The organism is Pyxidicoccus sp. M6 (assembly GCF_055568925.1).
Map to the genome: position 1 here is coordinate 11647343 of NZ_CM145714.1, position 21767 is coordinate 11669109.

At 69.3% G+C, this 21767-nt stretch carries 13 protein-coding genes; 12 read left to right on the forward strand and 1 reads right to left on the reverse strand.

Features of this window, described 5'->3' with window-relative positions; genetic code table 11:
- Window position 1 precedes the first annotated feature (1 nt).
- The 11 genes from ACVTJA_RS45810 (at window position 2) to ACVTJA_RS45860 (ending at window position 16991) form a co-directional block, all read left to right on the forward strand.
- Window positions 2–982, forward strand: a complete 981-nt coding sequence (locus tag ACVTJA_RS45810) for an ABC transporter permease (RefSeq protein ID WP_465830322.1) — start codon at window positions 2–4, stop codon at window positions 980–982.
- Complete coding sequence (locus ACVTJA_RS45815) at window positions 975–2735, forward strand: dipeptide/oligopeptide/nickel ABC transporter permease/ATP-binding protein (protein WP_465830324.1); 1761 nt, start codon at window positions 975–977, stop codon at window positions 2733–2735. The genes ACVTJA_RS45810 and ACVTJA_RS45815 overlap by 8 nt, the downstream gene beginning before the upstream one ends.
- Window positions 2732–3724, forward strand: a complete 993-nt coding sequence (locus tag ACVTJA_RS45820) for an ABC transporter ATP-binding protein (RefSeq protein ID WP_465830326.1) — start codon at window positions 2732–2734, stop codon at window positions 3722–3724. The genes ACVTJA_RS45815 and ACVTJA_RS45820 overlap by 4 nt, the downstream gene beginning before the upstream one ends.
- Window positions 3705–5075: a GH1 family beta-glucosidase gene (locus tag ACVTJA_RS45825; protein WP_465830328.1), complete on the forward strand. Its 1371-nt coding sequence runs from the start codon at window positions 3705–3707 to the stop codon at window positions 5073–5075. Before ACVTJA_RS45820 ends, ACVTJA_RS45825 begins: the two co-directional genes overlap by 20 nt.
- On the forward strand, window positions 5072–8368 hold the full coding sequence (locus tag ACVTJA_RS45830) for a glycoside hydrolase family 2 TIM barrel-domain containing protein (RefSeq protein ID WP_465830329.1): 3297 nt from the start codon (window positions 5072–5074) through the stop codon (window positions 8366–8368). The genes ACVTJA_RS45825 and ACVTJA_RS45830 overlap by 4 nt, the downstream gene beginning before the upstream one ends.
- A 10-nt stretch (window positions 8369–8378) precedes the next feature.
- Window positions 8379–8936 carry a hypothetical protein gene (locus tag ACVTJA_RS45835; RefSeq protein ID WP_465830331.1) on the forward strand — a complete coding sequence of 186 codons (558 nt, stop codon included), beginning with the start codon at window positions 8379–8381 and terminating at the stop codon, window positions 8934–8936.
- Window positions 8933–9586, forward strand: a complete 654-nt coding sequence (locus tag ACVTJA_RS45840; RefSeq protein ID WP_465830333.1) for a hypothetical protein — start codon at window positions 8933–8935, stop codon at window positions 9584–9586. The genes ACVTJA_RS45835 and ACVTJA_RS45840 overlap by 4 nt, the downstream gene beginning before the upstream one ends.
- A gap of 88 nt (window positions 9587–9674) precedes the next feature.
- A complete protein-coding gene (locus ACVTJA_RS45845; RefSeq protein ID WP_465830335.1) occupies window positions 9675–13001 on the forward strand; it encodes an ELWxxDGT repeat protein in 3327 nt (1108 codons plus the stop codon).
- Window positions 13002–13070: 69 nt separating this feature from the next.
- Window positions 13071–14444: a hypothetical protein gene (locus ACVTJA_RS45850; RefSeq protein WP_465830336.1), complete on the forward strand. Its 1374-nt coding sequence runs from the start codon at window positions 13071–13073 to the stop codon at window positions 14442–14444.
- 99 nt (window positions 14445–14543) lie between these two features.
- Entirely contained in the window at window positions 14544–15557 is a 1014-nt protein-coding gene (locus tag ACVTJA_RS45855) for a hypothetical protein (protein ID WP_465830338.1), read from the forward strand.
- A 39-nt stretch (window positions 15558–15596) separates the two neighbouring features.
- Window positions 15597–16991, forward strand: a complete 1395-nt coding sequence (locus ACVTJA_RS45860; RefSeq protein ID WP_465830339.1) for an amidase — start codon at window positions 15597–15599, stop codon at window positions 16989–16991.
- 356 nt (window positions 16992–17347) lie between these two features.
- On the opposite strand, the gene ACVTJA_RS45865 is transcribed toward ACVTJA_RS45860, so the two are convergent.
- Window positions 17348–17680: a hypothetical protein gene (locus ACVTJA_RS45865; protein WP_465830341.1), complete on the reverse strand. Its 333-nt coding sequence runs from the start codon at window positions 17678–17680 to the stop codon at window positions 17348–17350.
- 1069 nt (window positions 17681–18749) lie between these two features.
- Here ACVTJA_RS45865 and ACVTJA_RS45870 point away from each other — a divergent pair.
- The gene (locus ACVTJA_RS45870) at window positions 18750–20855 is read left to right on the forward strand and encodes a recombinase family protein (RefSeq protein WP_465825531.1); all 2106 of its coding nucleotides are present in this window, start codon (window positions 18750–18752) and stop codon (window positions 20853–20855) included.
- Window positions 20856–21767 lie beyond the last annotated feature (912 nt).

Here is a 21767-nt window from a genome sequence, read left to right on the forward strand (position 1 = left end):
GATGCCCTACGTCCTCCGGCGGCTCGGCTTCTACCTGCTCGCGGCGTGGGCCTCGCTCACGCTCAACTTCGTCATCCCCCGGCTCGCCCCCGGGGACCCGGCCTCGGCCATGTTCGCGCGCTTCGAGGGCCGCGTGGCGCCCGAGGCCATGGACGCGCTGCGCGCCGCCTTCGGCTTCACCCAGGCGCCGCTGCACGTGCAGTACTTCACGTACCTTCGGCACCTGCTCGTCGGGGACCTGGGCATCTCCTACGCGTACTACCCGTCGCGCGTGTCGGAGGTCATCGGCACCGGGCTGGTGTGGACGGTGGGGCTGGCGGGGTGCGCGGTCGTCTTCAGCTTCGTGCTGGGCTCGTTCCTCGGCGTACTGGCCGCGTGGAACCGGGGCGGGTGGCTGGACTCGGCGGTGGCGCCCGCGCTCGCGTTCCTGGGCGCGTTCCCCTACTTCTGGCTGGCCATGCTGGCCCTGTACCTCTTCGGCTTCGGCCTGGGCTGGTTCCCGCTGCGCCACGCGTACTCACACGATTTGGAGCCCGCGCTGTCCTTCGCCTTCGCGGCGGACGTGGCGAAGCACGCGGTGCTGCCGGCGGCGTCCATCGTGGTGGCCACGCTGGGCGGGTGGATGCTGAGCATGCGCAACACCATGGTGGCCACGCTGGGCACGGACACCCTGCGGCTGGCGCACGCGAAGGGCCTGCCTCCGCGGCAGGTGATGCTGCGCTACGCCGCGCGCAACGCGCTGCTGCCCAACGTCACCGGCTTCGGCATGGCGCTGGGCTTCGTGCTGAGCGGCTCGCTGCTGACGGAAATCGTCTTCTCGTATCCGGGCACCGGCTACCTGCTCATCCTCGCCGTGCGCAACCAGGACTACCCGCTGATGCAGGGGCTCTTCCTGGTCATCACCCTGGCGGTGCTCGCCGCCAACTTCGCCGTGGACCTGCTCTGCCTCTGGTTGGACCCGAGGACCCGCGCCCATGCGTGACTCCATCCGAAGCCTGCTCCGCCACCGGAAGGCCGCGGTGGGCGGGAGCATCCTGCTCTTCTTCCTGGTGCTCGCCATCATCGGGCCGTGGCTCGTCATGGACCCGAGCGACCTCGTGGGCAGGCCGCACCAGCCGCCCTCGGCCGAGCACCTGTTCGGCACGACGGGCCAGGGCCAGGACGTGCTCGCGCAGACGGTGGTAGGCGCGCGAGAGACGCTGGCGGTGGGCTTCGCGGTGGGCGCGCTCGTCACGCTGGTGGGCGCGCTGATGGGTGTGACGTCCGGCTACCTGGGCCGCCGGGTGGATGACGTGCTGTCGCTCACGACCAACATCTTCCTCGTCATCCCCGGGCTGCCGCTGGCGATTGTCCTCGGCGCGTACCTGCCGTCCGGGCCGCTGCGCATGGTGGTGGTGCTGACGGTGGCCGGCTGGGCGTGGAATGCGCGCGTCTTCCGCGCCGAGGCGATGGCGCTGCGCAACCGCGACTTCGTGGCCGCGGCGGTGGTGGCGGGCGAGAGCCGCTCGCGCATCGTCGCCCGGGAATTGCTGCCCAACATGGCGTCGCTGGTGGGCTCGTCGTTCATCGGGAACACGCTGTACGCCGTGGGCGCGGAGGTGGGCCTGGAGTTCCTCGGGCTGGGCGACGTGGGCTCGGTGACGTGGGGCACCAACCTGTACTGGGCGGGCAACGACGCGGCGCTGCTCACGCGCTCGTGGTGGATTTTCGTCCCCACCGGCGTGTGCATCGCGCTGGTTGGCTTCTCGCTGACGCTGCTGTCCTCCGCCATCGACGAGCTGACCAACCCGGCGCTGCGTGCTCCTCCGGCGGTGGCTCCGGAGCCGCACGCGGTGACGGCGGCGCAGACGGAGCCGCTGCCTCCTGGCGTGCTGCTCAGTGTGCGCGAGCTCTGCATCGACTACGCGACGGAGCGCGGCCGCTCGCGGGTGGTGGACGGCGTGTCCTTCGACATCGCGCCGGGCGAGGTGTTCGGCCTGGCGGGTGAGTCCGGCAGCGGCAAGTCCACCATCGGCTATGGGCTCTTGCGCCTGCTGCCTCCGGCGGCGTGCATCTCGCAGGGGCGCATCCTGCTCGGGGATACGGACGTCACCGCGCTGAGCGCGGACGCGCTGCGCTCGTTCCGGTGGGGGCAGGTGTCCATGGTGTTCCAGAGCGCGATGAGCGCGCTCAACCCCGTGCTCACGCTGGGCGAGCAGTTCCACGACGCGCTGGCGGCGCATGGGCCCACCACGCGGGCGTCGTCGTATGCGCGGGCTCGCGAGCTGCTGGCCATGGTGGGGCTGGAGCCGAAGCTGGTGAATGCGTGGCCGCACCAGTTGTCGGGCGGCATGCGGCAGCGCGTGGGAATTGCCCTGGCGCTGGCGCTGCAGCCGAAGCTCGTGGTGATGGACGAACCCACCACCGCGCTGGACGTGGTGGTGCAGAAGGAACTGCTGCAGCGGGTGCTGGAATTGAAGAGCCGGCTCGGCTTCGCGGTGCTGTTCATCACGCATGACCTGCCGCTGCTGCTCGCGCTGGCGGACCGGGTGGGCATCCTTCAGGGCGGCAAGCTGGTGGAGGTGGACACGGCGCAGCGCATCCGCACGGAAGCGCGGCATCCGTACACGCGGCTGCTGCTGTCGTCCTTCCCGCACCTCACCGCCGGTGACGCGGAGGGGCCGCTGCCCAACGCGGCGCTCGCGGCGAATGAGCTCGCGCCTGCTCGCACCGCACTCACGGGAGGTCACCGATGAGCGCCCCCCTGCTCGAAGCCACCGCGCTGTCACGCACCGTCCCCATCGGTGGGTTCCTTTCGCGCGCCCGACGCACGCTGCTCGACGGCGTGTCCCTCACGCTGGAGCGCGGTGAAATCGTCGCGCTCGTCGGCGAGTCCGGCAGCGGCAAGAGCACCCTGGCCCGCGTGCTGGCGAGACTGGACGCGCCGGACGGCGGCAGCCTGCGTCTGGGCGGCACGGATGTGCTCACCAGCGAGAAGCGCGCCTCCCTGGCGTACCGGGGCCGCGTGCAGATGGTCTTCCAGGACCCGTTCGCCTCGCTCAACCCCGTCCACACCGTGGCCTATCACCTGGAGCGCCCGCTGCTGCGCCATGGGCGGGCCACCCAGGCCGACCTGAAGACTCGCGTCCATGCGCTGCTCGAATCCGTGGGCCTGACGCCCGCCGAGTCCTTCGCGGGCCGATTCCCGCACGAGCTCTCCGGCGGACAGCGCCAGCGCGTGGCCGTGGCCCGCGCCCTCGCCGTGGAGCCGGACGTCATCATCGCGGACGAGCCCACCTCCATGCTGGACGTGTCCACGCGCCGGGGCGTGCTCCAGCTCCTGCGCGGCCTCACTCGCGAGCGCGGCATCGGCATCCTCTTCATCACCCACGACCTCGCGAGCGCGCGCCACCTCGCGGACCGCATCCTCGTGCTGTACGCGGGCCGCATCGTCGAGTCCGGGCGCACCTCCGAAGTCCTGGCCGCCCCCCGTCACCCGTACACGCGGCTGCTCCTGTCCGCGGTGCCGGACGGCGCGGACTTCCTGCACACCCCGCTGCCGGCGAAGGCCGGCGCGGGCCCTGCGCCGCCGCGCGGCTGCGCCTTCGCGCCCCGCTGTCCCCAGGCGGACGCCCGCTGTCACGACACCCTCCCCGTTGAACACCTCCCCGCGGCGGACCACCTCGTCCGCTGCCACCTCGAGTCCTCGAAAGGAGTCCCCGACGATGCGGCAGTTCCCTCATGACTTTCTCTGGGGCGTGGCCACCTCCGCCTACCAGATTGAAGGCGCCACCGAAGCAGACGGGCGCGGCGAGTCCATCTGGGACCGTTTCTGCGCCACGCCGGGCAAGATTGCCGACAAGACGGACGGCAGCGTCGCGTGCGACCACTACCATCGCTGGAGCGAGGACGTGGAGCTCATGCGGTGGATGGGCATGAAGGCGTACCGCTTCTCCATCGCCTGGCCGCGCATCCTCCCCACCGGCCGCGGCCCCGTGAATCGCGCCGGCCTGGACTTCTACTCGCGCCTGGTGGACGGACTCCTGAAGGCGGGCATCGAGCCCGTCGTCACGCTCTACCACTGGGATTTGCCCCAGGCCCTGGAGGACAAGGGCGGCTGGCCCGCGCGTGACACGGTGAGCGCCTTCGTCGAGTACGCGGACGAGGTCAGCCAGGTGCTCGGCGACCGCGTGAAGCGGTGGATTACGCACAACGAGCCGTGGTGCATCAGCGTGCTGGGCTACGCCAACGGCGAGCACGCCCCCGGCCGCAAGGACTGGGGCGCGACCCTGGCCACGGCCCACCACCTGATGGTGTCGCACGGACAGGCCGTGTCCGTGCTCCGCTCCAACGTGAAGAACGCGGAGGTGGGCATCACCCTCAACCTCGTGCCCGCCCAGCCTGCGTCCCCCAGCGCGGCGGACCAGGACGCGTGCCGTGCCTTCGACGGCATGTTCAACCGCTGGTTCCTGGACCCGCTCTACGGCCGGGGCTACCCGAAGGACGTCATCGCGGACCACGTGGCCGCCGGGCACCTGGCCTCGGAGACGCTGCCCTTCGTGCAGCCCGGGGACATGGAGGCCATCGCCACGCCCACCGACTTCCTCGGGGTCAACTACTACAACCGCGGCATCATCCGCAGTGACCGCATCCCGGAGTCGCAGAACGCGCCCCGCACCGTCCACGTCGGTCCGGAGAAGACGGACATGGACTGGGAGGTGTACGCCAGCGGCCTCACGGACCTGCTGGTGCGCCTGCACAAGGACTACAAGCCGCCGCGCCTCTACATCACGGAGAACGGGGCCGCCTACGCCACGGGCCCCGACGCGGACGGGCGCGTGCGTGACACCAAGCGCGTGCACTACCTGCGCACGCACCTGGAGGCGTCGCTCGCCGCCATCCAGCAGGGCGTGCCGCTCGGCGGCTACTTCGCCTGGTCGCTGCTCGACAACTTCGAGTGGGCCTACGGCTACCAGAAGCGCTTCGGACTCGTCTTCGTCGACTACGCCACCCAGAAGCGCATCCCCAAGGACAGCGCTCACCTCTATCGCGCCGTCGTGGCGCAAAACGGTCTGGACGTGGAGCTGGCGGCATGAACTCCCTCATCCTCGCGACGTGTCTGGCGGCCTCGCTGTCCCAGACACCGGCCCCCGACGCCCCGGCGACAGTGGGGCCCAACATCAACAACCCCACCGCCGCGGGCCCCGCGCCCGCCGAGCCGACGGCCACCGAGCCCTCGGCGCCTCCCGCCGACGCGCCGGTGGCGCCCCAGCCCGCGCCCACGCTGCGGCCCGCCGAGGTGCGCGTCACCGCGGCAGTGCCGCAGGTGCGCGTCCACCGCGACGAGCGCGGCTTCAAGCTCCAGGTGGACGGCCGGGACTTCCCCATCCACGGCATGAACTGGGGCTACACGCCCATTGGCGAGAACTACCGCTACTCGCTGTGGAACCAGCCGCCCGACTTCATCCGCGCGGTGCTGGCGCGGGAGATGACGCTCCTGCGCGACATGGGCGTCAACGCCATCCGCCAGTTCGATGACATCCCCCCGCAGTGGGTGGAGTACATCTACCGGAACTACGGCATCTACACCGTGCTCAACCCGTTGATGGGCCGCTATGGCACCAACGTCAACGGCGTCATGGTGCCGAACACGGACTACTCCAACCCCGTGCACCGTCAGGCGCTGCTCGCGGACCTGCAACGCAAGACGGAGACGTACGCCAACGTGCCCGGCGTGCTGATGTGGATGCTGGGCAACGAGAACAACTACGGCCTGCACTGGACGGGCTTCGAAATCCAGCCGCTGCCCGGCCAGGAGGACGCCGCGCGCGCGGAGTCCCTCTACTCGCTCATGGGCGAGGCGGCGCGCACCATCAAGTCCCGCGACGCGCACCACCCGGTGTCCATCGCCAACGGCGACCTCCAGTACATCGACCTCATCGCGCGGCTGGCTCCAGACCTGGACATCTTCGGCGCCAACGTCTACCGCGGCCCCTCCGCGCGCGACTTGTTCGACGAGGTGCTTCGCAAGCTGGACAAGCCGGTGATGTTCACCGAGTTCGGCGCGGACGCGTATGACGCGAAGGCCGGCCGCGAGGACCACCTCGCGCAGGCGGAGTACCTGCGCAAGCAGTGGGAGGAAATCTACACGCAGAGCTACGGGCAGGGCCGCGCGCAGAACGCGCTCGGCGGCTTCGTGTTCCAGTGGGTGGACGGCTGGTGGAAGCACGGCCAGGAGGCCAACCTCTCCATCCACGACACGACGGCCTCGTGGCCCAACGGCGGCTACGCGGCCGACTTCGTGGACGGCCAGAACAACATGAACGAGGAGTGGTTCGGCATCTGCGCGCTCGGCCCCGAGGACGAGGCCGGCATCGCCCGCGTGCAGCCCCGCACCGCCTACTACGTGCTGCAGGCCGCCTTCCGCCTGGACCCGTACGCGGTCACCACCAACACGGACACCATCCACGCGCACTTCGCCGCCATCCATCCCACGGAGATGTCGCGCGGCTACGAGTCCTCGGTGGCGTTGGCGCGCGCGGAGGAACTGAGCGCGGTGCGCGTGTCCAACCTGCGCCTCTACCTGGACAGCTCACTGTCGCGCGGCAGCATCGCGACGACGCGGGCCAACCAGACGGCCGCGGACCACACGGAGTCCATCTTCTTTGATTTGGCGCTCCAGCCGTCGTCCGGCGTGTACGGGCGCGCCTCGTTCAACGTGGTGGGCAACGTCGCGCAGAACCGGCTCAACAACCTCTTCTACGAGAACCGGGGCACGCAGACGACGACTCCGCAGGGTGTGGGCGGCGCCGTGCCTCCGACGACGAACGGCGGGGCCGTGGGCCAGCCGCTGGGCCTGGAGCGCTTCGCGCTGTACCAGGCCGAGTTCAAGCTGGACCGGCAGGACTTCGCGCTCGAGGGCTACTACCGCACCGGCCACTACCACTGGGGCGAGGAGGGCGACTTCTTCGGCCTGTACCGCGAGGCGAACTACGGGCCGAACATCGACATCTACCACGGCAACGCGCCCTTCGGCGTCGTGTTCAGCGGCAAGAAGGGGCTGGACGGCCTGAAGCTGGCGGTGGGCCCGGAGCTGTACTGGGGCGCCAACCCGTCCGTCGTGGCGAAGTACACGAAGAACGTGGGCCCGGTGGGCATCACCCTGATGCACTCCGAGGACATCGCCCGGGGCTCGTCGCAGCAGACCAGCTCCGTCATCCGCGAGCGCGTGGCGCGCCGCACGGCGCTCAGCTTCGACTGGACGCGCGGCCCCATGAACCTGGAGTTCGGCGGCATCCTCGCCGCGCCCCAGCGCATCGGAGAGGAGTTCACCTGGACGCGCCGCACCGACGGGCCCAGCTACCTGGGCACCGGCTACGAGGTGCTGCGGGACAAGGTGCAGTTCCTCGACACGCTCGGCGCGAAGGCGCGGCTCACCTACGACATGGGCACGGTGCGCTGGTTCGTCCAGGGCTCCTTCCGCGGCCTCGTGGCGGACGGCGGCCCGGAGCAGAGCACGGTGCTGACGGGCTGGAGCCTGCGTGAGAGCGGCCGCGGCAACCACTTCGCGGGCCAGGGCGGCGTCACGGTGCAGGTGGGCAGCAGCTTCCAGGTGTCCCCGAACCTGCTCTACCAGAAGCCCCTCGTCGGGCCGAACCCCACCATCGGCGACTCGTACGACGCGGTGTCGGGCATGTATTACCCGGGCGTGCGGCCGCGTAACGTGCTGCAGGACGCCTTCACGGTGCTCGACAACCGCGAGACGCTGGGCGCGGAGCTGCTGCTCACCTTCGACCCGACGCCGGGCACCTGGTTCTGGTCGTGGGACCGCGAGATGCGCGAGGACGCGCCCTTCGCCGCGGGCCTGGACATCGTCTACCGCCGGCAGCCCACGTCGCGTGACGCGGGCATCGCGATTCTGGCGGACGGCAGCGCGGTGGCCTTCGGCGCGGCGCCCCCGGCGCACGACGAGTGGGAGACGTCGCTGCGGGCGGTGTTCAACCCCACTCCGCGCCTGAAGCTGTACGGCACGGCCTTCGTGGGCAGCAACCAGTCCCCGGGCGAGGACCCGCGTCAGATTGAGCGCTTCGGCCTGGACGGCTCGGTGCTGCTGGACACGCTGCTCTTCACGGCGCAGTTCCACGTGAACGACTGGGGCCCGTACGACTACCACCGCGTGTTCAACCTCACGTACCCGCTCCAGCTCGGAGGCGATGTGTCGTACGGCCTCAAGAAGCCGGTGCTGGGCTCGGTGACGACGCGCTTCGGCCTGCGCGGGCTGGTGCGCTACCTGAACGAGTACTCGGAGGGGCTCAGCGCGGCGGCCCTCGAAGAGGGGCTGAAGGGCCGCGAGTACGAGGTGGGCGCGTATGCCATCCTTTCGCTCTGAGGGACGCGGAATGAAGACGGGACTGCTGCTGCTGGCCGCCGCCACGGGACTCTGCGGCTGCTACGACAAGGCCAGCTACGTGTATGGCGAGTCGATGGACGGGCTCACGCTCACGTTCCACGGCGAGGACGAGGGCATCTACCCGGACCAGTCCGTGCTGGAGGACCCGAACAACCCCTTCCGCTTCAACTCGCCCGGCGAGGAGACGAAGTGGGACATCCAGGGCGGCGGAGACCACGTGGCCGCGTTCTACGCGTGGGCCACGCTGCTGGCGCGCGGGCCGTACGGCGAGGCCCAGTTCTACGTGGGCACCAACCTCATCAACGTCTACCAGAACGGTGAGGCGAGCCAGGAGGACCTGCCGAAGGTGAAGGAGCAGGCCATCCGCGCGTACCAGTCCGTGCTGGACAACTTCCCGGACGCGGTGACGTACGACGCCACGGGGACGATTCCCTACGAGCTGGTGACCCCAGCGTACAAGGGCATCGTCGAGCTGGGTGGGAAGGTGCAGGGCGGCTGGGTGCTGGTGCAGACGACCAATGGCCAGGACAGGGCGGTGAAGCCATGAAGAAGCTCGGATTCGCGCTGCTGATGCTGGTGGCCGCGTGCCGGCCGGAGCCGGGGGACTCGGACTACGAGAACCAGGGGCAGTACTCCCGGCCGGACGCGGGAGATGGCCCGAGCTCAGACGTGCTGCCGGGGCCCTTCCCCTACCAGGAGGGCCAGCGCCGACTGGGCGTGGGGTTCTACGAGGGCGGCCGCTCCGAGGACATCGCCATCGACAACACCACCACGCACGTCTACCTGTACGAGAACACCGTCACGCTGGAGCCCTCCACGGACCGCGTGGAGGGGCGCTCGTCGGACCTCGTGGTGCACGCGGGCAAGACGTGGCTGGGCCTGGGCATCCACTGGGACAGCACGCGCAACCTGGACGGGTGGAAGACGCTGCACATCAGCTTCAAGTCGGCGGACCCCGGCTTCGCCAGCGTGAAGGTGGGGATGAACGACGCCAGCAAGAGCGTGCAGCTCGACGCGACGAAGTACGGCTACAAGAACGACGGCGAGTGGCACCACCTGGCCATTCCGCTGGCGGACTTCGCCGCGAACAACGGCGTGAAGCTCAATGCCATCAACGCGCCCTTCGTTCTCATCGCCGGCCAGGGCCCGGCGGCGGACAAGCTGCTGATGGACAACCTGTACTTCACCGCCGACTGACGGCGAGGCGCCGTACCACTTAAGTGGTACGGCCCTCCCGGTGCTCCTCCGCCATCTTCCTCCTTCGATTCATGCGAGGAGGAGCACCATGTCGGCAGTCTCGCGGTGGCACACGGCGCCCGTCGTCGGGCTGATGCTTTCCCTGGCCTGTGCCAGTCCCCCAGCCGAGGACGGACAAGCGTCGTCCCTGCGCACGGGAACCAGCGCGCAGGCGCTGACGAGCCTCGGCGCCGCCGTCACGCTCGACCTCAACCGCACGACGGAGTCCTCCGCGCCCGACGCGTTGCTCGTCGTGGGGGAGCGCGTCTTCTTCTCGGCGGATGACGGCGTGTCGGGCCGCGAGCTGTACGTGAGCGACGGGACGCCCGCGGGCACGGTGCGCGTGAAGGACGTGTTTCCCGGGCCCACCGGCTCCAACCCCACCGGGCTGACGTCGCTCGGCGGGCACGTCTACTTCTTCGCGCAGAGCGGTGAGCCGGCCAGCACGTGGGGGCGGTGGGGCTTGTGGAAGACGGACGGCACGGAGGCCGGCACGGCGAAGGTGCTGGAGTTCCAGGACCAGGCCTCTTCGTACGCTCTCACGCGCAGCGGCAACCAGCTCTTCTTCGCCGGCTACGACTCCGACGCGGGCACCGAGCTGTGGAAGAGCGACGGCACGACGCAGGGGACGGTGCGCGTGAAGGACCTCCGCCCGGGGCGTGACAGCTCCTACCCGAGCGGCTTCGTGGACGCGAACGGCGTCGTCTTCTTCTCCATCTTCCAAGGCCAGAGCGACACGAGAGAGCTATGGCGGAGCGACGGCACGGAGGCCGGCACGGTGCGCATCGCCGAAGGCACCGACTTCCCCTTCTACGTCACGGGAGACCGCGTCTATGCCACCCGCACCGTGCAGCACCCGGGCGGCCCCTGGAAGGAGCTGTGGGGCGGCCAGACGACGGACACCGGCCTGCGGCTCGTCAGGGCGCTCTGGCCCGATACCACCTACTACATCGCCTGGGGCACCACGGTGGGTGACCGGCTCTACCTCTTCCGCAGCCTCGGGGAGCTCTGGACGAGCGACGGCACTTCGGGGGGGACCCTCTTCGTGAAGAAGATCCAGGGCCGGCTTCCTTCTGGCCAGGGTCGCCCGTACGCCGCAGTGGGGAACCGGCTCTACTTCGCCGCCGATGACAACGCGAAGGGACTGGAGCTGTGGGTGACGGACGGCACCGCGGACGGGACGCGCCTCTTCGCGGACATCCTTCCTGGCACCGGGGGCTCGGAGCCGTCCGACTTCGCGGTGGTGAACGGCGTGCTCTACTTCAGCGCCCGGGACGCCACGCGAGGACGAGAGCTGTGGCGCACCATCGGCCTGGACGTCGCTCCCGTGGGAGAAATCGCTCCCGGGGCCCTCGATGCCTCGCCCGAGAAGACGGTGGCCACGGCCAGCGGGCAGACAATCTTCTTCCGCGCCAGCGACGGCGCGCATGGTCAGGAGCTGTGGAAGACGGACGGGACGCCCGAGGGCTTCGCCCTGACGCGAGACCTCCGCACCCTCGCCGCGGGCTCCGGCGTGACGGGCTTCACGCGCCTGGGGACGAAGTACTTCTTCGCCGCGGACGACGGAATCAACGGTCGGGAGCTCTGGGTGACGGACGGCACGGTGGCGGGCACGCGGCTCTTCAAGGACTTCGTTCCGGGCTCGAGCGGCTCGGACCCTCGCCGCTTCACGGTGTATGGCGGCGCGCTCTTCTTCGTCGTGGACGACGAGCAGGGCCTCTCCCAGCTCTGGAAGACGGATGGCACGCAGGGAGGCACGGTGCGGTTCGACGCCATCGGTCATGCCAATTACATCCAGGGCCTGACGGAGGTCAGCGGGTCGCTGCTGTTCATGGTGAACTACGGCGCCTTCTGGAAGACGGACGGAACGCCGGCGGGCACCGTCCGCTACGAGACGACCGACTACCAGAACATCAGCCCCGGGAATGACGAAGGCTTCGAGGCTCCCGTGAAGGTCGATGGCGTCGTCTACACGCTGGCGGCCACGCAGGCCCAGGGCATCGAGCTGTGGCGGGTGGACGGCACGGCCAGTGGGACCTCGCTCCTCAAGGACCTGGTGCCTGGCAGCAACTACACCAGCATCGACAACCTGAGGAGCGTGAGTCACGCCTTCTTCTTCACCGCCGGGGAGACGGGGAAGCCAGGCGTCGGGCTCTGGAGGAGCGATGGCACCGAGGCCGGGACGACGCGCGTCGCTGTCATCCACGAGTCGAGCTACCAGGTCCCGGCGGACCACATCGCCACGCTGGGGGACGCGGTCGTCTACGTGAGCTTCTCCACCGCCGGCCCCATCTCGCTGTGGCGCACGGATGGCACCTCCGCGGGCACGTGGAAGCTCCATGAGGCCGAGCCCGAGTCGGGCGTCTACAACCCCAACTACGCGAGCCTGACGACGGTGGGCTCGCAGGTCTTCTTCGTCGCGGACGGCAGCGCGGGCCGGGAGCTGTGGAAGACGGACGGGACGCGCGAGGGCACCCGCCTGGTGAAGGACCTCCGGAGCCGGCTCGACACGGGGGCGGAAGCGGGTAGTCCGCCCACGGCGCTCACCGCGTTGAATGGCCAGCTCTACTTCGCGTTGAACGACGGAGTCATCGGCGAGGAGCTCTGGAAGACGGACGGCACGGCGGAGGGCACGGTGCGGGTGACGGACCTGGCGACGGGCGCCGGAAGCTCCAGCCCTCGCATCTTCACGCCCTTCGGGGACAGCGGCCTGCTGGTCGTCGCCCGTGACGACGCCGCCGGCGCCGAGCCACGCGTGCTGGCGCCCTCCTCGGTGACGTGCCCGACGCCGCTCCGCAAGGAGGCCACGAGCAGCGCGGGCGCCGTCTATGCCTATCCCCCCGCGCTCCTGGCGGACGGAGTCCCCACGTCCACGCCCATCCGCTACAGCCACCCGCCCGAGCAACCCTTCCCGCTGGGGAGCACGGTGGTGGAGGCCACCGCCGAGGTGCCCGGCTTCCAGGTGCAGAGCTGCTCCTTCGTCGTCACCGTGTCGGACACCACGGCTCCGAAGCTGGAGTGCCCGGACAGCAAGGTGGTGACGGCCACCGACGGGCAGGGCACCACCGTCGACTACCCAACCGCCCGCGTGTCGGACGCCGTGTCCGAGGTGGAGGTGACGTACAGCGTTCCCTCCGGAAGCCGGTTCCCCGCCGGGAGGACGCAGGTGGACGTCACCGCGACGGATGCCTCGCACAACACGGCCACGTGCAGCTTCGGCATCACCGTCCAGCCCGGCGTGACGGGGCCCGATACACAGACACCCGACGACTCGGGTTGCGGCTGCGACACGGCGAGCCCCGCCCTGGCATGGTGGCTGTTGTGCCTCCTGGTGCCCGCCGTGAGACGTCGGGCTCATGGGTTGTCACAGACCTGATACATGTGACAGAGCGAGATAGTCAGCCGGCTGTGGTAATCCGGGCGCTCCACCCGGGAGACCACTTCCATGAAGAAACTTCGTACTGCCCTGGCCTGTCTCTTTGCCCTCGGGGCGACGGCCTGTAACGACACCGATATCCAGACGTCCGAGCCCGTCGCCGAGGAGCTGGGCACCTCCACCGGCGCGGCGGCCGTCACCCGGCTGTACGCGACGGAGGGCAACAACGAGCTCAGCGTCGAGACGCTGGGCACCTTCGAGACGCGCAACGGAGAGCGCGTCCTCGTCGTCCACGGCACGTTGAACCGCTACCTGGACCGCGTGTTCAGCTTCGTCCCCGACGACGCCTTCGGCGAGGCGAACGTCATCAGCGAGCGCCGCTTCGAGGTGGTGCTGCGCGAGGGCCACGAGCTGAACACGGTGCTGTCCGGCCTGCCGCTGTTCGTCTCCATCGACACCTTCACGGGCTCGCCGCAGCGCATCTACGCGCGCCTCGTCTTCGCGCCGCGCTTCTATGACTTCGTCGGCTCCAGCGGCATCTGGATTGACGAGGCGGTGAACCCCGTCTACGTCGCGCAGGGCAACAGCAACCTCCTCTACCGCGGCCGCGCCTCGGTGTCCGGGTACACGGACTGGCTCACCGTCACGGCACCCGACGGCATCCCGTCCGTCTACGGCCGGCCCAACTACCGCCTCGACTGGACGTACGAGAAGCTGCACCAGGCCATCGACCCGCACACCGTCCCGCTCACCTTCAGCGCGGGCGGCGACAACGGTGCGACCATGCAGAAGACGGCGCGGCTGGTGGCGCGCGTGACGGAGCTGGCGGTCACCGCCGGCGACCCGTACGACGTGTGGCCGTCCGAGCCGTGCCAGGCCACGGTCTACAACTGCATCCACTCGCAGCCCGCGGGCACCACGGACTTCTCCGCGTGCGGCACGTACCGCCAGGTGTCGCGCTGCATGTACGTCACCAACGCCTGCGACGTGACGCCGACCCCGCCCCTGTCGCTCACCACCATCGACGCCTCGGCGCTGACGCCCGCGGTGACGGCGTGGAACTCCACCTCCTCGTCCACGGACTGGCACCACATCTCCACCGTCAACGCCTACAGCGCGACCGTGTGCCCTGTCTCCGCCAACAGCATCCAGGCGCTGATGGCGCACTTCAACGCGACGACGCAGGACCTGCCGCTCGCGGAGAACGGCACGTTCACCGACCGCGCCGGCCTGGCGCAGAGCACGTTCTTCCTCGGCGGGAGCAGCTCCTCGCTGCTGGCCGCGATTGACGCGTACGCGGGTGGCGGCGCCATCCAGGCGTGGATTGCCGAGGAAGAGGTGGCCTGCCACAACTGCCACGACAACAAGGACTACGCCGTGCTGTTCTACCCGGGCAGCGGCAAGGTCATCGTGCTGCAGGGCAACCACGGCTACGACTGGTGAGCGTGACGCCGGGCATGGCGTGAAGTCCTGGCGCCGTGCCCGTGTCGTGGAAGAATGCTCCCGCCGGGTGGACGTGCCGTTCCTCCGGTGGGAGCAACCATGTCGCTGTGGGGTTCACTGCGGAAGAGCCTGTTCGGAGCCCCCCGGGCCCCCGGGCGCGTGGACCGCTACGAGGTGGAGCCCGGCGGCCTCGTGCTGCTGACGACGCGCCACCCGCTCCAGGTCCGCGGTGAGACCTTCGAGTGCCGCTCGTACGTGACGCAGGGGCTCGCGGCGCACGGGCAGCTCGAGATGGTGTTCACCCTGCGGGAGAACACCAGCGTGGAGGAGGACGTCCTCCGCAAGAAGCTGGCCTCGCTCTTCTCGCGCTTCCGGCAGTTGGCGGAAGAGGGCCGCACGGTGGACGTGGGCGACGTCACCATCTTCGGTGAGCACCGGCTGTTCCCGGGGATGCACCTGCTCTACACCCCGGCCACGCCCATCCCCGGCCTGCCCGTGCCGGCCAGCGCGCTGGCGCTGCAGCTCATCACGGAGCGCGAGCTGGAGCTGGTCCAGCGCTGCGGGCCCGCGCGGATGATGGCGGCGCTCGGAAAGGCATACAGCCACTACCCCTGCCCTCCCTGGTCGGACCTCCACCGGCCCGAGCTGCCCGTGGCGGCCATGCTCGAGCAGAGCCTGCTGCCGCGCGTGAGTCACTCCCGTGTGTGGAGCGCCCGAGTGGTGAAGCAGGACGAGGACATCCTCCTGCGCGTGGCGCCCGGACAGCACGAGCAGTTCCGCAAGCTGTTCGAGCAGCTTCCGGACGAGACGCAGCCCTTCGCGCTGCTCACCGGGATTGATGCGCTCGCCGACGGGTGTCTCACGTGGGAGCCGGGCCAGACGGGGCCGGTGGCGATTACGCCGCCGGGAGGCCGGGGCGAGCGCATCAGCGGGTGCTTCCTGCTCGTCCTGCCGGGGATGGAGCAGGAGGAGGCGCGGCTGCACGAGGACGGCTTCATCTGGAGCCTGTCTACTGCTTCCTCGAAGGCGTTGTGGACCGCGCTGTGCGAAGGCCGGGGACTCGCGTTGCTCGTGGGCGGTAAACGGCTGCGCGTGGAATGGGTGGCACCGTGACGGCATGCCGAGCCGTCCGGCAACACGAGGGGAAGGCCCATGAAGGACCTGGCGCGTCTGGACGGGATTGCACAGGCGGAGCTGTGCGCTCGGGGTGAGGTCTCCGCGGAGGAGCTGTTCGAGGCGTGCCTGGCGCGCATCGACGCGCTGAATCCGCTACTGCATGCCGTGGTCACCGTGGAGCGCGAGCCGCCGAGCAAGGTGAGGCCGGGGCCGTTCTCCGGGGTGCCGTTCCTGATGAAGGACGCGACGCCATGGCCGGGGATGCGCTGGTCGATAGGCTCGCGGTTGTTCGCGAAGAACGTCGCGCCGCAGCAGACGCCGTATGGCCGGAGGCTGGAAGAGGCGGGGCTGGTGTGCGTCGGCAAGAGCGCGATGTCGGAGTTCGGGTTGCTGGGCAGCACGGAGACGCTGCTCGAAGGCGTGACGCACAACCCTTGGGACTTGTCCCGCTCGGCCACGGGGTCATCGGGTGGCAGCGCGGTGGCCGTCGCCGCGGGGCTGGTGCCGCTGGCGCATGCGAATGATGGAGGTGGCTCCACGCGCATCCCCGCGTCGGCGTGTGGCCTCTTCGGCTTCAAGCCGAGCCGCGAGCGCACGGTGATGGCGTCCTTCGCCACGTCGGACTTCGGCGACATGACGAGCGACCACTGCATCAGCCGCTCGGTGCGGGACAGCGCGTTGTTCCTCGCGGTGACGGAGGACCCCACCGCCGCCCGGCCCGTCGGCTTCGTGCGCGAGCCGATTCGACGCAAGCTGCGCATCGCCACGTGGACGCGGACGATGATGGGCGGGGAGCCGGAGCCCTCGGTGCGCCGGGCCTACGATGAAACGGTGGCGCTGCTCACGGAGCTGGGCCACCACGTCGAGCCGATTGCGCCGCCGGCCTTCGACGGGCCCGCGCTGCGCGATGCATTCTTCCTCGTCGCGGGTGCGGCCATCGCGGGCGTCGTGGAGACGATGGACCGGATGCGGGGCATGCCCGTGCAGACGGAGGAGCTGGAGCCGTTCACCTGGGAGTTGGTGGAGAAGGTGCAGGCCTTCGGGCCGGATGCACTGCCCTGGTCGCGAGCGACCTTCGCGAAGGCGGTGCAGGTGTATGGCGAGGCGACGCGGGCGTACGACGTGGTGCTCACACCGACGCTGGCCACGGAGCCGTGGCGCCTCGGTCACCTGTCGCCGGTGCTGAAGCGGGAGGAGCTGCTCGCGCGCACGGCGCGCTCCGTGGGCTACACGCCCATCCAGAACATCGCGGGCTGCCCGGCCATGTCCGTGCCGCTGTGCTTCCCGGAGGGCGGGCTGCCCATCGGCATGCACTTCGCCGCGGCACGGGGAGAAGAGGCAATGCTACTCGGGCTGGCGTACCAGCTCGAAGAAGCGCGCCCGTGGAAGGACCGGTGGGCGCCGTATTCGATTCCGGCGCTGTTCTCTTAGCGTCCGGCCCGGGCCGATGGCGATACATCGTCGGGCCGTGCCGTCGCATGGCGGCGGTGGGTTCGATTCCCGCCGCCTCCACATTCAGAAGCCCAGCAAGCTCACCGGGTTGCTGGGCTTCTTCTTTGGCCTCGTGCTGAGCGATGCTCCCGGCCGGTGGACAAGCCGCTCGAGCCCCTCAATCGCCCGCACCCCGGGGGCCCATCACTTACGCCAAGACCCTTCATCCGCTCCTTCCTGGCCGCAGCCTGGGGCGCCACGCTTGTCTCCTCCGCACCTGCTTGGGGACCAGAAATAGCCGCAGTTGCGCCTGGAGCAAAGCGCGTCAAGCGACTCCGGGTCGGAGGATTGGAGGCTCAAGTCTCCACGCAGCAGTTGTAACGGTAGTAACAAACGGTGCCAGGGGTGCAGATGGTGTGGGTCTCGTCACACTGAACCTGGGCCTGCCAGGGGCCGACGAACCTTCCGGCGGCAATACATGATGCCTCTGCATTTGCCCTGAGCGACGGCCAGTCATAACAGACACTGCCAGGACCGATGATATAGGTGTCACAAACAATCACTCCTGCGGCAGTCACATTCCCCTGAAGCGGAGCCTCCGGGGTGGAATCGAGCGTGCCCAGGTCCTGTTCCTCCTCCACTCCACATGCATTGAGGAGGAGGGCGCTCATGACGATGACGGTCTTCACGATGTATTTCATAGACGCAATATATTTCAGGCTGCGGAGGTCAGACGTGCGAGCACGGTGCGGGCAGCTCGTATTGGCATCCTTTCACCCGAACTCCGTGAAGTCCAATGTATGCGTATAGAGGGATGGGGGCCCTGTTGAGGGGGAGGGAGGGTGCAGAGGGGCTGAGGAGGGCCACTGATGGGGCCGCCCGAGCGATGCTCCCGGCCGGCGGACAGGCCGCTTGAGCTCCCTTGGGGTACACGCCTGCCCAGACCGCGCTCCCATCAGGTGCGTAGCAGGGGCCTGGACCTCTTGGCGCCTCCTGAGCCTCAACACCACGCGGCCTGGGGTGGCCCTCGTGCCGGGGCCAACCTCGCACATGCCGTGGGCAAGCCCAGGTGCAGCAGGCACACGCCTGCCCAGCCCAGCCTCCTTCCCAGGCGGGGCGCGGCAGGGGCCTGGCTCTCTTGGCTGGCTGTGGCGGCTTGTGCTTCAACACCACGCGGCCTGGGGAGGCCCGCGCGCCGGGGCCAGTCTCGCACCTGCCGTGGGCAGGCCCAGGTGCTCCAGAATCGCTCTCCCCCCTCCCGCCTCCTTCACGACGGCATCGACACACTGCCACAAGTCCTCCACCCTTGATTGAGCGCGTGACCGTCACGCTACCGGTTCACCCTCTCAAGGGAGAGAAGTTGCCGGTCGCCCGGTTCATTCGCAGCCGGGACGGTCGGCGCTACGTCGACGTGGAGCATCCTCCCGGACAGTACATGCGACTGCCGCTCGAGTGGACGGACCGCTCCCCACCCCTCGTTCCGCCGAGCGTTGAGGGACGCGCGGTCCGCCTCTCCGTCCCCGCTCTGCTCGAGCTTGCCGGTGCGGTGCAGGTGGTGCTCGGCCGCACCCACGGCCCGTCAGCCACGCCCCTGGCCCAGGGTGGACCTACGTTGACACATGCCAACGTGTCCTTCCCAGAAATCCGGCCCGCCGTGGGCGGCACTGCCCGTGACGGCAAGACAGCAACTGCTCGGCACGTGGGCCGCCTTGCTGCGCAAGGCGCTGCGCGCCGAAACCGTGGACGCGGAGGAAGGCGATGAACGACAAGGTTCGAGCCACGCATCTGGAGCGTCGAGCGGTGGTGTACCTGCGCCAGTCCACGCTCAGGCAGGTCCACGAGCATCGTGAGTCCACGGCCCGTCAGTACGCCCTGCGCCAGCGTGCTCTGGAACTGGGCTGGCCGCCCGAGCGCATTGACCTCATCGATGAAGACATGGGCCAGAGCGGTTCGAGCGCGGAGTGGAGGGCGGGCTTCCAGCGCATGGCCGAGGATGTCGCGCACGGACGCGTCGGCGCCATCTTCTCGCTGGAAGTCTCTCGTCTGGCGCGCTCCTCGGCGGACTGGCACCGGCTGCTGGAGTTGTGCGGCCTGGCCGACGTGCTGCTGGCCGATGAGCAGGCGGTCTACACCCCTGGCGACTACAACGACCGGTTGCTGCTGGGGCTCAAGGGCACCATGAGCGAAGCCGAGCTGTACTGGATGCGGCTGCGTTTGCAGGGCGGCAAGCTGTCCAAGGCCCGACGAGGTGCCCTCCGCCTCTCGTCACCCGTGGGCTATGAGTGGGAGGAGACGACGGGCCGGTTTCGCTTCGACCCCGACGAAGGGGTGCAGCGAGCCGTACGCCTCGTTTTCGAGCGCTTCCGCCTGGAGGGCAGTGCCTACGGTGTGCTGCGCTACTTCATGGGAAACGGGTTGAAGATGCCGGTGCGCCATCCGGGCACGCACCAGGTGCACTGGGGGCCACCGCGCTACACCCTGCTGCTCTCCATGCTCCACAACCCCACCTATACCGGTGCCTACGTCTTCGGGCGCAATGAGAGGCATATGGCGTTGGTGGACGGGCAGGTGCGGCGCCAGCGCAGCGCGCGGCTGCCGCAGGAGGCATGGAAGGTGTGTCTGAAGAACCACCACCCGGCCTACCTCAGCTGGGAGGAATACATGGCCAACCAGAAGAAGCTCGCTACCAACCACCCCAGCTACCAGCAGCCGGACCAGCGCGGTGCTGCCCGCGAGGGGAGCGCTCTGTTGCAGGGGCTGGTGCTATGTGGCCGGTGCGGTCACCGGATGCAGACCTCCTACCGGGATTCCGCGCGTCCGTACTACGAGTGCCGCCGCCTCACCGACAAGGGCAGCTGCTGGACGGTGTCGGCTGCGGGCATTGACGAGGCCGTCGCCCGACTCTTCCTGGAGACGGTGCAGCCGCCGGAGATTGAGCTGGGCCTGGCCGTCACCCGGGAGGTGGAGCGTCAGGCCCAGGAGGTGGAGCGCCAGTGGAGACTCCGGCTGGAGCGCGCGCGTTACGAGGCGCAACTGGCCGAGCGCCGTTACAAGGCGGTGGACCCGGACAACCGCGTGGTGGCCCGCACGCTGGAGCGCGAGTGGAACGAGAAGCTGGGCGAGTCGGAGGCGCTCGAGCGCGAGCACCAGCAGGTGCTGCGGCGCGAGAAGGTAGAGCTCACGAGCCAGGACAGAGCACGCCTGCTCGAGCTGGCCAAGGACTTGTCGTATGTCTGGCACGCGCGGAGCACGACGAATGCGGAGCGCAAGAACCTGCTGCGGATTCTGGTGAGGGAAGTGGTGCTCAGCCCCGTGGACGTCCCGAAGCGCGGAATCCACATCCAACTGCTATGGCAGACCGGGACGTGCAGCGACATCACCATTGCGCGTCGCCCTTCCTACGCGCGGGCCACCTCACCCGAGGTCATCCAACTCATTGGCACGCTGGCCAAAGAGAGGAGTGACAGGGAGGTAGCAGCCGAGCTGAACCGCAGGGGGCTGCTGTCTGGAGTCAAGCGCGCCTGGGACAAGGAGGCGGTGCGCTGGGTACGCAGGCGCTACGGCATACGGCGCCAGCCCGCGGGACGACGGGGGCGGCCACGGCAGCAGGAGCGCCGGGCCGACGGCCTCTACTCCACGCACGGTGTCGCCGCGCTGCTGGGCGTGACTGAACCCGTGGTGCGCTCCTGGGTGGAGAAGGGCTGGCTGCGATGCGTCGAGGGGGGTGGCCCCGGCAGCCCTCGGTGGTTCAGGCTCGACCGCTCGACACGCAAGCAGCTGAGGGCCACCAGGAGCCGGGGAAATGAACCCAGCGGGCGTAGACCTGCTCAAATAAGTGCGGAGGAGGAGGGGCATTATGCATAGGCCATCACGTACGCCAGCACTCGCCGCCTGCCTCCACACCTCATGCAGGCGAACACGTCGACGTCGAACGTCCTGCTGAGCAACTCGGCGTAAGTCCACTCGCGGTGTCCTCTCCTTCATCCGCTCCTTCCTGGCCGCTGCCTCAAGCCCCGCGCTCGCCTCCTGCGCGCCTGCTTGAGGGACCAGAAATGGCCACAGTTTGGCGCCTGGAGCGAAGACGCCGTGGAACCTCGTGAGGTTTGCTCGAGGCGGAGGTAGAGTTCGGCTGTCAGCACCTCGCGGCATTGCTGCATCGTTTTGTGCATCTCGGGCCCGCTCGCGAGGGCGGGCAGCTGCTGCGCAGCTCAGTCACGAGCCGCGCGGCGTGTTTGCGCGTGTCGGTGGAGCTGAGGTTCGCAGCGCCGAACAGGTCCCCGGGCCTACAGCGCTGCCAGTTCCTGTTGTCCCCGCTCTTGACCGGAGCTGCACTGTGCCTCGGCGCCTCCAATGAACTTCTCAATCCAGGGGCTCGCTGACGGCCATCATCACCCCGAAGTCTCCATCGAGCCGAAGTCTCCATCGGGCTCCTCGCGGCACAGCGCTGGCAGGTACATGCGCGGCACCACGCCATCCAGGTAGAGCACGTCCTGGCAGCCGAGTTGAGCGCGGAAGAAACGCGCGAGACGTATAGGCGGAATTGGCGGCCACTTTCACCTCGGCGTCCGGGAGCCCCTCTGTGCGCCCCCCTCGGACGCTGGCGGGCCGTGGCCCTCCAGGGGGGCGAGGCCCCCCGCCTCCTGCCTGCGCGCGCACTCCTGGCCTGCCGGGCGGCCTCTCTGGCCCAGCCGGTGCCGCTCAAACCCAGCTGTCGGGGGCCTGTGCCCTTCCGTACAGCCACTCCCCTTGGGGCAGGCCTCGTGCAGAGGCCTGGGG

Excerpts from the sequence above, each read along its gene's own strand:
- ACVTJA_RS45810 (WP_465830322.1), top strand. The coding sequence starts at position 2 with ATGCCCTACGTCCTCCGGCGGCTCGGCTTCTACCTGCTCGCGGCGTGG.
- ACVTJA_RS45815 (WP_465830324.1), top strand. The coding sequence starts at position 975 with ATGCGTGACTCCATCCGAAGCCTGCTCCGCCACCGGAAGGCCGCGGTG.
- ACVTJA_RS45820 (WP_465830326.1), top strand. The coding sequence starts at position 2,732 with ATGAGCGCCCCCCTGCTCGAAGCCACCGCGCTGTCACGCACCGTCCCC.
- ACVTJA_RS45825 (WP_465830328.1), top strand. The coding sequence starts at position 3,705 with ATGCGGCAGTTCCCTCATGACTTTCTCTGGGGCGTGGCCACCTCCGCC.
- ACVTJA_RS45830 (WP_465830329.1), top strand. The coding sequence starts at position 5,072 with ATGAACTCCCTCATCCTCGCGACGTGTCTGGCGGCCTCGCTGTCCCAG.
- ACVTJA_RS45835 (WP_465830331.1), top strand. The coding sequence starts at position 8,379 with ATGAAGACGGGACTGCTGCTGCTGGCCGCCGCCACGGGACTCTGCGGC.
- ACVTJA_RS45840 (WP_465830333.1), top strand. The coding sequence starts at position 8,933 with ATGAAGAAGCTCGGATTCGCGCTGCTGATGCTGGTGGCCGCGTGCCGG.
- ACVTJA_RS45845 (WP_465830335.1), top strand. The coding sequence starts at position 9,675 with ATGTCGGCAGTCTCGCGGTGGCACACGGCGCCCGTCGTCGGGCTGATG.
- ACVTJA_RS45850 (WP_465830336.1), top strand. The coding sequence starts at position 13,071 with ATGAAGAAACTTCGTACTGCCCTGGCCTGTCTCTTTGCCCTCGGGGCG.
- ACVTJA_RS45855 (WP_465830338.1), top strand. The coding sequence starts at position 14,544 with ATGTCGCTGTGGGGTTCACTGCGGAAGAGCCTGTTCGGAGCCCCCCGG.
- ACVTJA_RS45860 (WP_465830339.1), top strand. The coding sequence starts at position 15,597 with ATGAAGGACCTGGCGCGTCTGGACGGGATTGCACAGGCGGAGCTGTGC.
- ACVTJA_RS45870 (WP_465825531.1), top strand. The coding sequence starts at position 18,750 with ATGAACGACAAGGTTCGAGCCACGCATCTGGAGCGTCGAGCGGTGGTG.